This window comes from Halomonas sp. R57-5 (genome assembly GCF_900070345.1).
GTDB classification, from domain to species: domain Bacteria; phylum Pseudomonadota; class Gammaproteobacteria; order Pseudomonadales; family Halomonadaceae; genus Vreelandella; species Vreelandella ventosae_B.
Window position 1 is genome coordinate 4921480 of the sequence record NZ_LN813019.1, and the last position, 11462, is coordinate 4932941.

At 56.8% G+C, this 11462-nt stretch carries 10 protein-coding genes and 1 other RNA gene; 6 read left to right on the forward strand and 5 right to left on the reverse strand.

Annotated elements, in window-relative coordinates; all coding sequences use genetic code 11:
- Positions 1-5 precede the first annotated feature (5 nt).
- Entirely contained in the window at positions 6-1142 is a 1137-nt protein-coding gene (locus tag HALO_RS22485) for a murein hydrolase activator EnvC family protein (RefSeq protein ID WP_035582480.1), read from the forward strand.
- Positions 1143-1279: 137 nt separating this feature from the next.
- Positions 1280-2596 carry a S41 family peptidase gene (locus HALO_RS22490; protein ID WP_035582477.1) on the forward strand — a complete coding sequence of 439 codons (1317 nt, stop codon included), beginning with the start codon at positions 1280-1282 and terminating at the stop codon, positions 2594-2596.
- 12 nt (positions 2597-2608) lie between these two features.
- On the opposite strand, the gene HALO_RS22495 is transcribed toward HALO_RS22490, so the two are convergent.
- The 4 genes from HALO_RS22495 to HALO_RS22510 all read right to left on the reverse strand — a co-directional run bounded on the left by HALO_RS22495 (position 2609) and on the right by HALO_RS22510 (position 7243).
- The gene (locus HALO_RS22495) at positions 2609-3889 is read right to left on the reverse strand and encodes a UbiH/UbiF/VisC/COQ6 family ubiquinone biosynthesis hydroxylase (RefSeq protein ID WP_035582474.1); all 1281 of its coding nucleotides are present in this window, start codon (positions 3887-3889) and stop codon (positions 2609-2611) included.
- Positions 3890-3958: 69 nt separating this feature from the next.
- A complete protein-coding gene (gene ubiH / locus HALO_RS22500) occupies positions 3959-5188 on the reverse strand; it encodes a 2-octaprenyl-6-methoxyphenyl hydroxylase (RefSeq protein ID WP_050714063.1) in 1230 nt (409 codons plus the stop codon).
- A 95-nt stretch (positions 5189-5283) separates the two neighbouring features.
- Entirely contained in the window at positions 5284-6639 is a 1356-nt protein-coding gene (pepP, locus tag HALO_RS22505; RefSeq protein ID WP_035582469.1) for a Xaa-Pro aminopeptidase, read from the reverse strand.
- Positions 6640-6664: 25 nt separating this feature from the next.
- Entirely contained in the window at positions 6665-7243 is a 579-nt protein-coding gene (locus HALO_RS22510; RefSeq protein WP_050714064.1) for a UPF0149 family protein, read from the reverse strand.
- 173 nt (positions 7244-7416) lie between these two features.
- Here HALO_RS22510 and HALO_RS22515 point away from each other — a divergent pair, with 173 nt between their 5' ends.
- The 3 genes from HALO_RS22515 to HALO_RS22525 all read left to right on the forward strand — a co-directional run bounded on the left by HALO_RS22515 (position 7417) and on the right by HALO_RS22525 (position 8661).
- A complete protein-coding gene (locus HALO_RS22515) occupies positions 7417-7716 on the forward strand; it encodes a cell division protein ZapA (protein WP_035582466.1) in 300 nt (99 codons plus the stop codon).
- 73 nt (positions 7717-7789) lie between these two features.
- Positions 7790-7972: non-coding RNA, 6S RNA (gene ssrS / locus HALO_RS22520), on the forward strand.
- 56 nt (positions 7973-8028) lie between these two features.
- A complete protein-coding gene (locus tag HALO_RS22525; RefSeq protein ID WP_035582463.1) occupies positions 8029-8661 on the forward strand; it encodes a 5-formyltetrahydrofolate cyclo-ligase in 633 nt (210 codons plus the stop codon).
- Between the two features lie 428 nt (positions 8662-9089).
- On the opposite strand, the gene ilvA is transcribed toward HALO_RS22525, so the two are convergent.
- The gene (gene ilvA, locus HALO_RS22530) at positions 9090-10604 is read right to left on the reverse strand and encodes a threonine ammonia-lyase, biosynthetic (protein WP_035582461.1); all 1515 of its coding nucleotides are present in this window, start codon (positions 10602-10604) and stop codon (positions 9090-9092) included.
- 180 nt (positions 10605-10784) lie between these two features.
- On the opposite strand from ilvA, the gene rpiA reads away from it, so the two are divergent.
- Positions 10785-11459, forward strand: a complete 675-nt coding sequence (gene rpiA / locus HALO_RS22535; protein WP_035582458.1) for a ribose-5-phosphate isomerase RpiA — start codon at positions 10785-10787, stop codon at positions 11457-11459.
- The last annotated feature ends 3 nt before the right edge of the window (positions 11460-11462 follow it).

Consider the following 11462-nt stretch of genomic DNA (forward strand, 5'->3'; position numbering starts at 1 on the left):
TGCCCATGCGGCCGTATTTAGCCCTGTCACTCTTGCTGGCGTTAAGTTATGCGCCAGCAGGCTTCGCTCAGCAGGATGAAGGCGCGGCGCGCCAGCAATTGGATACCATTGGCCAAGAGATCGAGTCTGTTGCCCAACGTCTCAGCGCCACTGGCGAGGCCCGCGATAGCGCCCAACGCGAGCTAAAGGAAGTCGAAACCGAGCTTGCCGAAACGCATCAGCGCCTGGACACCTTGCAAGCTGAGCGCCGCCAGTTGAATGATGAAACCACCCAACTGCGCCAGCACCGTGACCGCCTGGAGAGCGAGCGCGCCGATCAGTACGCAGCGCTAGGCCAACAGCTCTCCGCGCTTTACCGACTTGGCCCTACGCCGCAGCTCAAACTACTGCTTAACCAGGGTGACCCTGCCGAGCTGGATCGTATGCAGGCCTATATGAATCGGCTGACCGAAGCACGCAATCGCCGCTTAAGCGATATAGCACGCTTGGATACCGCCCTGGCCGACACCCAGCAGGAGCTAAGCGAGCGCCAAGCGCGTCTTGATACATTAGCCGATGAGCTGGAAGAGCAAAGTGCGCTGCTTGCCCAACGCACCACCGAACGACGCGGCGTGGTTTCCAACCTGGATGACCGCTACGGCAGTGAAGAGGAACGGCTGGCGGACCTCAACCAGAGCCGCGAAGAGGCCGAGCGCGTGCTGCGCAATATCCAGGCGGAGATGGCAAGACTTGCTGAACCTACGCCCACTACGCATATTGTCAGTACCCAAGGCGATTTACCTTGGCCGGTACAGGGCTCAATCAGTAGCAGTTTCCATCACCGCGACGGCGTGCACTATAACGGTATTGTGATTCAAGCCAGCGCAGGTACGCCTGTCACAGCGGTTCACACCGGGCGCGTGGTATTCGCCGACTGGATGCGCGGGTTTGGTAACTTGCTGATTATCGACCACGGCGACCAGATTATGACGCTACATGCCCACCTGCAGCAGTTCAGCGTCAGGCCTGGTCAGCAGGTCAGTCGCGGCGATGAAATAGGTCGTGTAGGTGATAGTGGAGGGCAAACCCGCGCCGCGCTCTACTTTGAAGTTCGCCGCGGCGGTGAACCAATTAATCCCCAGCGTTGGATTGCGCGCCGCTGACGGGATAAGCTGCATGACTAATAAGGTTTCAGCTTTTTTATTGTTGTTTCGACTAATGTCTCAGCTAATGTTTTAACTAAGTATTTTAACTACAGGGTGGCGCGCTTCGACGCTACCTATCGCCTTGCGGAGTTTGCATGACGCTATCTGTTACCGGGGTACCAGCCCCCGCCAAGCGCTTCTTGGCGACCCTGCTGCCAATTGCTTTACTGTCGGCGCCGCTACCGCTGCTTGCCCAACCAGCCGGTAACAGCATGGCGGATGAGCCTGCCTATAACGAACTGCCCCTGGAAGATATTCAGACCTTCGCCGAGGTATTTGAGCGCATTAAGCGTGCCTACGTTGAGGAGGTCGACGACAGCACGCTGTTGCGTAACGCTATGCGCGGCATGCTGAGCGAACTGGATCCCCACTCCGCCTACTTGGATAAGGAAGAGTACCAAAGCCTGCAGGAGTCTACTCAGGGCGAATTTGGCGGCATTGGCATCGAAGTGGGCACCGAGAATGGCCAGCTTATGGTGATTACGCCTATTGATGACACGCCGGCTTCCCGCGCGGGGCTGCTTTCTCGCGATATTATCGTCGCCATCGACGGCACTCCCACCGATAGCATGTCGCTACAAGAAGCGGTGACCCTAATGCGCGGCGAGCCAGGCAGCGATCTACGCATTAGTGTGCTGCGTTCAGGCGAAGATTCACCGCGGGAGTTCACGCTGACGCGCGAAATTATTCGCAGCGAGAGCGTTAAGCACGAGCTGCTCGAGCCCGGTTACGGCTACCTGCGTGTCAGCCAGTTCCAATCGCGCACCACCGAACAAGCCCGCGAAGCGCTTGAACGTATGGCGCGTGAACAGCCCCTAGAAGGGTTGATACTCGATTTACGTAATAACCCCGGTGGTGTCCTGCAAGCCGCCGTCGGCATTGCCGACCTGTTTCTGGATGAAGGCTTGATCGTATATACCGAAGGGCGCCTCTCGGATACGGAGATGTCGTTCTCCGCCTCCACGACCACACCTGCACGCGATGTGCCGTTGGTGGTACTGATCAACGGCGGCAGTGCCTCAGCCGCGGAAATTGTCGCCGGTGCGCTGCAGGATCAACGGCGCGGCGTGATTATGGGCACCGATAGTTTTGGCAAGGGGTCAGTGCAGCAGATTATGCCGCTAGGTAACGGCGAAGGGCTCAAGCTCACCACTGCGCTCTACTACACCCCCAACGGGCGCTCAATTCAGGCCCAAGGCATTGAGCCCGATGTGGACGTCGTACGCGGTCGCTTGGAAGTAGCCGAAAGCCGCCGAGAGATTCGCGAAGCCGATCTTGAGGGCCACCTAAGCGCTCAGCAGGCGCCCCGGGATCGCCAGGAAATGACCGAGCGGCTACTCGATGATTACCAACTCAGCGAAGCGCTTAATCTGCTTAAAGCACTCAATGTAGTCGACCGTCAGCGGCGTTAACGACAACCTGCTTTAGCAACAACTGAGCGGTAGGCGGCCGCGCTCCCCGGTCGCCTGTCGCATCAATACCCGCTTTAAGGGCACCCACTGGTTCATACCGCTCATCCCCACATTACGTGCCAACGTCAACGCCGGGTCGTGGCTGCCAAACAGCACTTTGAACCCCTTCATTAGTCCCAGCATGGCGCTGTTGTCAAAGCGCCGCCGACGCTCATAGCGTCTCAAGGTGCTTAGTTCTCCCCAGGGCGCACCGCGCTGCCAGGCATGCACCACCTCTTCTGCCAACACCGCCACATCCATCAGCCCTAAATTAACGCCCTGACCTGCCAACGGATGAATACTGTGAGCAGCGTCCCCTACCAGTGCGAAATGCGGCTGCACATAGTGGCGGGCATGGCGCTGCACTAACGGAAAGCGGTGGGCTTTATCGCAGGCAGTGACGTCGCCTAAGCGGTGACCAAACGCAACCCCCAGCGCCTCGCCAAGAGCTCCGCGAGGCAATTCACTCAGTTCAGCGGCGTGCGCTGGCGTGGTTGACCACACAATGGAGCAGTAATGGTCATTACCTTCCACGGTTAAAGGCAGGAATGCCAGCGGTCGGCCGTCAATAAACGCTTGCCGCGCCGTGCCACCATGGGGCTTGGCGCACTTAACGGTGGTCACCACGGCCTCCTGCTGCATGTCGTCGCTGACCACCTCAATACCGGCCATTTCACGCAGTGTTGAGTGGGCGCCATCGGCGGCAACGATTAACGGCGCTTGTAGTTGGCGCCCGTCGTCAAGTATTAACCAATCGCCACTTAATACACGCTTAGATGTATTGCCGCTGGCACGCTGCAGCGCCTGTAAGCGAGCGCCAAAAAACGTGGTGACGTTGGGGTGATCGACTACTTGGCTATTCAGTGCAGCCAGCGTGACCGAGTTCTCAACAATATGCCCCAGTACGGCTACCCCCGCCTCGTCGGCGGAAAAGGCAATTTCACCACTGCCTTCGGCATCCCATACCTGCATGCCCTGGTAGGCCGTTACCCGAGTGTTCTGCATGGCCGGCCAAGCGCCCAAGTGAGTGAGCAAGCGTTGGGAAACCGGCGTTAACGCGCTCACCCGCGGGGCTGGCAGCTTGCTAGCGGCCTGTTCAATGCGTAGCGGTGCAGGSGTCGCCTCAACCAGCGCCACCTGCATCCCCGCCTGGGCCAGCAGCGCACAGAGCGCGGTGCCCACCATGCCACCACCCACAATGATTGCCTCAAAGCTTTCCACCGGCGGTTTCGCAATCGATGTATCCGTATACATAGTAAAACCTCTTAAGTCGCGCAAGTGAGCTATTGAATGATCAGAGGCTTTGTCTGAAAAGCCAGCAAGCTAACGCTCTAAGCCCATGGCGCGACGGGCCAACCCTCGACGTAGCGGCCCAACCAGATTCAAGCCAATTAAGCCAGCTGCACGGGCGTGGGGCAGCAGCGGGAAGGAGAGCCCGAACAGACGCACTAGACCGTCGCTAAAGCGAATTACGTTGGCACGATCTCGTGAGCGCTGTTTCTCAAATGCTTGCAATGTGGTCATATCGCCCAGCGGACGCTTGGCCTGTTCGCCCTGCTCCAGCGCTTCCACAAGATCCATTACCCCACGCAGGGCTAAGTTAAACCCCTGCCCCGCAACCGGATGCAAAGCGTGGGCAGCGTTACCTAATACCGCCAGCCCTGCCCGCACCGGCTCTTCAGCGGTGACCAGTGACAGCGGATACGTATGGCGAGTGCCGACCCGGGTAAAGCGACCCACCCGATCGCCAAACGCACGCTGAAGTTGTAGCAGAAATTCACGCTCGGGAAGCGCCATGCGTGCTTGCTCGCTGCCACTGGGGTGCGTCCAGATCAGCTCCATGGCTTGGCCCGGCAATGGCAACAACGCCATAGGCCCTTGCGAGGTAAAGCGCTCATAAGCGATGCCTTGATGAGGCTGGCTGACACCGACATGAGCAATAAGCGCTGTCTGCTGGTAAGACTCACGGCGACTGCCTATGCCTAGCTGCTCTTTGAGCCCAGAGCGCCCACCATCCGCCAATACCGTAAGCCCAGCCTTTAGCTGGCTACCGTCCGAGAGCTGCAGGTGATGTCCTCCGGCCACAGGCGTGAGCTGTTCGACTTTTGCCGGGCAGTGCCACTCCAGCGGTAGCTGAGCAAGCCGGTGATGAAGCACACGCCCCATCCATGCATTGGGGATGACATGGCCCAGCGCCGCGACGCCCAGTTCATCAGCACTCAGCCGTGTCGCACCTAAGCGCCCACGCTCGCTGATATGAATGCGTTTGATCGGCGTGGCCTCATCACGCATCGCTTCCCACACMCCCAACTGTTGGAAGCGCTGTGCCGAACCCTCTGCAATAGCGCTGGCTCGGGCATCGAAACTGGGCTGCCAGGCATCTTCCTGCGGCTGAACGGCCATCGGTGCCGRTTSAAKGATTGCCACACGCCAGCCGTAGCGCTCAATCAGTGGCGCCAGAGCGCAACCTAAGCTGGCGCCTACCAGCCCACCGCCCACAATCACGATGTCATGGGTCAGTGCTCCCTTAACCGCCTGATTAGACTGCTGCATTGGCTTCTCCCGRCCACGGCGCCGCTTCACAAAGAGGCAATAATAATTTCGTAACGTAATTTACATAAAGGTCATTGCAAATGATTTATGGCTGGTTACTTTTTAGCCATCAATGCTTCGATTTCAACGATTTGCTTKGGTACGTCGGCGGTCAGCACTGCATGACCGTCATTAGTGACGACCACATTATCTTCAATACGAATCCCTATGCCCTGATAGGCGTCAGGAATATCGTCATCGCTAGGAATATACAGGCCCGGCTCTACGGTAAGCACCATGCCTGCAACCAGTGGTCGGGGCGTTTGCTCATTTAGCTTATAAGTGCCGACATCGTGGACGTCCAACCCCAACCAGTGTGACGTTGAGTGCAGGTAAAAGCGCCGGTAGCTCTCGTCATCAATGCGCGCCTGAACCTTGCCTTCCAGCAGACCAAGCTTAATTAGCCCGGCGGTTAAGTCATGCACCACGCCTTGATGGATATCCACCAGTGTCACACCAGGCTGGATAGCGCTAACGGCACGCTCTTGTGCATCGAGCACCACTTGATAGAGCGCTCGCTGGGCGTCATCGAACCGCCCAGCTACCGGAAATGTTCGGGTGATATCACCGGCATACAGCTCAAACTCGGCGCCCGCATCAATCAGCACCAAGCCGTCTTCGCATAGCGGTGCGCTGTTTTCAATATAGTGCAGTACGCAGGCGTTGGCACCGCTACCCACAATCGTGCTGTAAGCGGGGCCACTGGCGCCCTGCCACACAAACTCATGCTCTAACTCAGCCTGGAGCTGAAATTCACTCAGGCCTGGGCGGGCGACCTGCATAGCGCGCCGGTGAGCATGGGCAGATATCAGCGCCGCATGGCTAAGCAGAGCAATTTCAGCATCGCTTTTGATCAACCGCATAGCGTGAAGCAACGGGCTGATATCCAGCCAACCTTTTAGCGGCGGCCGCCCGCGTCTCAGCCCCGCCTGGGCCGCAGCCAAGGCATCTTCGGCAATTGCCACGGCTTCGCCATTGTCTAGCGGCAGATAAAGCAGCTCACGCCCCGCTAACAATTCGGGTAGCCGTTCATCGCGATCAGCGTTTTCAAACGCTTGATCAATGCCGTACTCGGCCACCACGCCAGCGGCACCCAGACGACGCCCTGTCCACGCTTCCATGGTGGGGTCACGATCTTGACAGAACACCACGCTCTCACCTTCAACGCGCCCAGGGAGCAGCACCAATAGCGCATCTGGCTCGCAAATGCCGGTCAGGTAGTAAAAATCGCTGTTTTGGCGGAAGGCAAATTCGCTGTCACGTGAACGGGTCATCAGCCCGGCGCCGGGAAGCACCACCACAGCGTTATCAGGCAGTTGGGCCATAAGAGCATCGCGGCGCTGGCGATACTCGGCCACGCTGATCGCAGGGGGGCGAGGTAACAACGTTGGCAACTCAGGGTCAGGCAGCATAGCGACTCCTATCAAAGCAGCGTGATTAGTGAACGGGCGCGTCGGTTTGCTCGACTTGCGGCATCCCTGGGTGCTGCTCGGTATACAGCAACATCGCAGCCATGCGGGCATGCTCGGTCAGCGCGAACAGATCGTTTTCGTTTTCTGGGCTATCGTCGATATCGGTATCGATTCGGCCTAACCCTTCTAAGTCMCTAATCGCCTCACGCAGCGCTTGGGACCAGCGTTCGCGCAGCTCGTTGTCCGCCACTTCGTCGACGACTTCGATAAAGCCCAGCGTCCACTCTTTCAGGCCTTGCGCCTGCTCGCCAAGCGAGAACAGTTCATCGGGTAGTAGCGGTGTATAGTCCAGGTCGCTAGCGCTGAGCGCCTCTACGGTTTGCCGCCGCCAGCCTAATAGTCGCTCACCACTTGCCTGATCGCGGGGCTGCTCAACGCCTAAACTCTGGCAGACTTCGTCCAACCAAGCCTCTGCACTCACATCGCGTAGCGCCAACAGGGCGCATAGGCGGCCATCCAGAAAAGCCGGTGACTGCATGCTGCCATGCAGGAGAAAAACATCCGCCACGTCAGAAAAGTCCTGACGCTCATCAATCAATGACATAGTCGTTAATAACCTCGTATTCACTGGGKGTGTAGGGTATCTCGGATATTAGTAAAGGATGTCTCTGCGCGTTGACCGCGCACAAGCGCCTCTCTTATAGTGAGTGACACCTATCTTCCTATGCTGTGATGTTAACGCATTGGGCGCCTTGCTGGCCCGTGCTGGAGTCTTTGATGAGTAACGCCAAGCGGCCAACCAAAGAAATAACCCTGTTAGGGCGCGGCTATATCATTGCCTGCGACACGGGCGAAGAAGCCAAACTTGACCGCGCAGCACGCTATTTAGACCGTGCCATGCAGGGTATCAATGCCCAAAGCAGCGTTCTAGGCAGCGAACGAGTGGCCATTATGGCGGCGCTCAATATCACCCACGAGCTGCTTGAAGCCATGGATGAGCATCGTGCCGGTGAAGAGAACCTTAACCGATTAAATGACCGCCTTGAAAAGGCGTTGGCCAAAACACGCCAGCCCTAACGCGTAGTCTGAAAGCTCTGCGAACGTTTAACCCGGCACTTTGGCATTGGCCCTCGCTCTGTTAGGATGGCGGAGTTCTCTGGGGTGTACGCCAGTCGTTATAGTCCCTCGAGCCTATGCGTAATACCCAGGGGGCCAAATGCTAGCCAGGCCCGTGTGCATGTCCGTGCGTCGGAAAGCCTGACGGTCTGGCTGCGGCCACCCACCTGAACCAGTAGGKTCAGGGCCAGAATGACAGCGGCACTCTGGAGAACACCTATGTCTTACAAAGCAACGGGTATTTGAGAACATAGGATATAAGAGTATATCTGCATGGAAAGCCTCCACCAGGACGCCGATAAGCGCACGCTGCGGCGCTTTTTACGTCACCAACGCCGAGCCCTTTCTAAGCATGAGCAGCGCCTTGCGGCCCAGCGCTTATGCCAGCAATTGAAAACCCTGCCTGAAATCCGCCGCGCAAGACGCTTAAGTCTCTATCTGCCTGTCAACGGCGAAATTGACCCTACCCCGCTACTTCCCTGGCTGCGCCAGCGTAACGTCGCTATTTACCTACCGGTTTTACGCCCGTTTAGCGCTAACCGCTTGTGGTTTGTCGCCTATCGCCCTGACACCCCCATGGTGCAAAATCGCTTTGGCATTTGGGAACCCGACTTACGTTTTGGCGCTGAGCGACGCAACCGCATATCCGCCTGGGCACTAGATACGTTAATTGTGCCGCTGGTCGGGTTTGATGCTAATGCTAACCGTATGGGCATGGGGGGCGGTTTTTATGACCGCAGCTTGGCATTCATGCATCGCCCCGGCCCGGCGCCTACGTTGATTGGTGTCGCCCATGCCTGCCAGCAAGTGGCTTCACTGCCTGTAGAGCCCTGGGATGTGCCCTTACAAGCGGTGGTCAGTGACCAAGGCTGCGTACGTCGCCAAAAAAAAAGGCCGACCCAATAAAGGATCAGCCCCTCTTGTCTAATATCTATCGCCTTGCGGGTTAACAGCGTTATCGCTGTAGGTGCTCACTTATATAGAGATTGGCTTATAGGGATTAGCTTCCCGATAGCGCCTGTGCATAGCCGGTAGCCAGCACCCCTAATGCAAACACCACCATCAACGCCATTACCATATCAGGCTTCTTCCGCCGCATGCCGCTTCTCCAACACCTTTGCTGTTGCCGAATGTGCCAAACCCGCCACTCTTTACTGTTTTCTACAGGATGGCGAATTTGCTTAATTTCACTCACGACTATAGGGCTATAAGGCCATCGTTGACAACTGCTTTAACGACATTTTTTAGCCTCATTTCTGAGGATTAAGTTTCGTTGCGTTACTAGCAGCTCTGACGTTTAAGGTGAGCAAGCACTTACATACAGTAGTGAATGATTAAGCCATAAACAGTCGATAGGCTGGATTATCGCTCTCGCGCCAGTAACGGTAACCGATGGCATCTAAATACTCAGCCACATGGGTGCGATCACCGTTAGGCACTTGCATACCCACCAGCACTCGACCATAAGCCGCACCATGGTTGCGATAATGAAACAGTGAGATATTCCAGTCGTGGGGCAGTTGGGTCAAAAAGTTCATCAACGCGCCTGGACGCTCGGGGAACTCAAAGCGGTACACTTCTTCTTCGAAACGCTCGCTGGGACGACCGCCGCTCAAGTGGCGAATATGCAGCTTCGCCAACTCGTTATCGGTGAGATCTTCCACTTGGTAGCCGCCTTCACGCAGTTTGTCGATGACTGCCTGGCGGTCTTCACCACCGGGCTTAACCTGGACGCCTACATAAATATGCGCTTCATTGCTGTCGGCATAGCGATAGCTGAATTCGGTCACCATGCGCTTGCCTAGCGTGCGGCAAAACTTTTTAAAGCTGCCGGGTTTCTCGGCAATGGTCACCGCCAGAATTGCTTCGCGCTGTTCGCCTAGCTCCGTGCGCTCGGCGATGTGCTGCAAACGATCAAAGTTGGTATTGGCCCCGGAATTAATGCATATCAGCGTTTCGCCTTCGGCACCGGTCTGCTGGATATATTTTTTCAGCCCCGCCAGCGATAGCGCGCCGGAGGTTTCCGCCACCGCGCGCGTATCTTCAAAAATATCTTTCACCGCTGCGCACATTTCATCGGTATTGACGGTAATAACGCCGTCGATCAGGTCTTTGACCAGCGAAAAAGGCACCTCGCCAATCTGCGCCACCGCGACGCCCTCGGCAAAGACGCCCACTTGGTCAAGTACCACGCGCTCCCCCGCCTCTAAAGCGGCTTTAAGGCAAGCGCTGTCTTCGGCTTCGACGCCAATGACTTTGATATCCGGGCGCAGGTATTTCACATAGGCTGCTACACCTGCGATTAATCCACCGCCGCCGACCGGTACGAAGATGGCGTCTAAGCGCCCAGCGTGTTGGCGCAGAATTTCCACGCCGATGGTACCTTGACCGGCCACCACGTCGATATCGTCAAACGGCGGAATGTAGGTGTAGCCGTGCTCTTTAATCAATTCCTGTGCATGCTCTGCGGCAGCGGCGAAGGCGTCCCCTTTGAGGATGACTTTGGCGCCCCGGGCGCGCACCGCCTGCACTTTAATGTCCGGTGTAATCCGCGGCATGACAATGACGGCCTTCACACCCATTAGCTTGGCGGCCATCGCCAGCCCTTGGGCGTGGTTGCCAGCGGAGGCAGCTATTACACCGTTGGCTTTCTGCTCTTCCGTTAATTGCGCCATTTTGTTGTAAGCACCGCGGATCTTGAACGAAAACACTGGCTGTAGATCTTCGCGCTTAATCAAAATCTGGTTGTTGAAACGACGCGACAAAAAGGGGGCAGGCGAAATCGGTGTCTCACAAGCGGCTTCATAAACGCGGGCTTGGAGGATCTTTTTGACGGTTGCTTCTAGCATGCGAGTATCCCAAGGGAAGAACGTGAACGGACAAAGCTTTTATTGGTAGCAGATTACGCCTAGCGGCGTCTAGCCGGGTTGCCATCGGCAGGCGGCGTTTAGACCGCTATACTAGCGCCACGAGCACTTCTCTGACTAACTCTCTTATCACTAACCATACTTTGACCCACTAGGCTGACTATGAACCAGGACGAACTGAAGGCCGCCGTAGCGGACGCAGCGATTGAAGAAATTAAAGCTCAGCTGGAAAAGGATACCATCTTAGGGATTGGCACCGGCTCCACGGCGAACCTGTTTATCGATCGCCTAGGGCCGTTGCGTGACCGCTTTAAAGGCGCGGTAGCGAGTTCTAAGGCGAGTGCCGAACATCTTGAGAAACTGGGCATTGAGGTATTTGAGCTTAATAGCGTTGGCACAGTTCCCTTTTACATAGATGGCGCAGACGAAGTAAATGCTCACTTACATATGATTAAAGGCGGTGGTGCTGCGCTTACCCGCGAGAAAATCGTAGCTGCCTGCGCCAAACGCTTTATCTGCATCGCCGATGGCTCAAAGTACGTGCCCCAGTTAGGTAATTTTCCGCTACCGGTAGAAGTCATCCCTATGGCACGCTCCTATGTCGCCCGCGAGCTTGTCGCGCTTGGCGCCGAGCCGGTCTATCGCCAGGGAGTGGTCACCGACAATGGCAACCAAATTATCGACTGCTATGAATTTATGATCGCAGACCCGGTGGCCATGGAAGCGCGCATCAACGCTATCGTCGGCGTGGTGACCAATGGGCTGTTTGCTGCCCGCGGCGCGGATGTTCTGCTGCTAGGCAAAGAAGATGGCGTAGAAAGGATCGCACTTAAATAACGC

What these genes read in the sequence shown, in the direction of transcription:
- rpiA (WP_035582458.1), top strand. Translation starts at nt 10,785, where the DNA reads ATGAACCAGGACGAACTGAAGGCCGCCGTAGCGGACGCAGCGATTGAA.
- HALO_RS22490 (WP_035582477.1), top strand. Translation starts at nt 1,280, where the DNA reads ATGACGCTATCTGTTACCGGGGTACCAGCCCCCGCCAAGCGCTTCTTG.
- HALO_RS22515 (WP_035582466.1), top strand. Translation starts at nt 7,417, where the DNA reads ATGAGTAACGCCAAGCGGCCAACCAAAGAAATAACCCTGTTAGGGCGC.
- HALO_RS22525 (WP_035582463.1), top strand. Translation starts at nt 8,029, where the DNA reads ATGGAAAGCCTCCACCAGGACGCCGATAAGCGCACGCTGCGGCGCTTT.
- HALO_RS22485 (WP_035582480.1), top strand. Translation starts at nt 6, where the DNA reads ATGCGGCCGTATTTAGCCCTGTCACTCTTGCTGGCGTTAAGTTATGCG.
- ilvA (WP_035582461.1), bottom strand. Translation starts at nt 10,604, where the DNA reads ATGCTAGAAGCAACCGTCAAAAAGATCCTCCAAGCCCGCGTTTATGAA.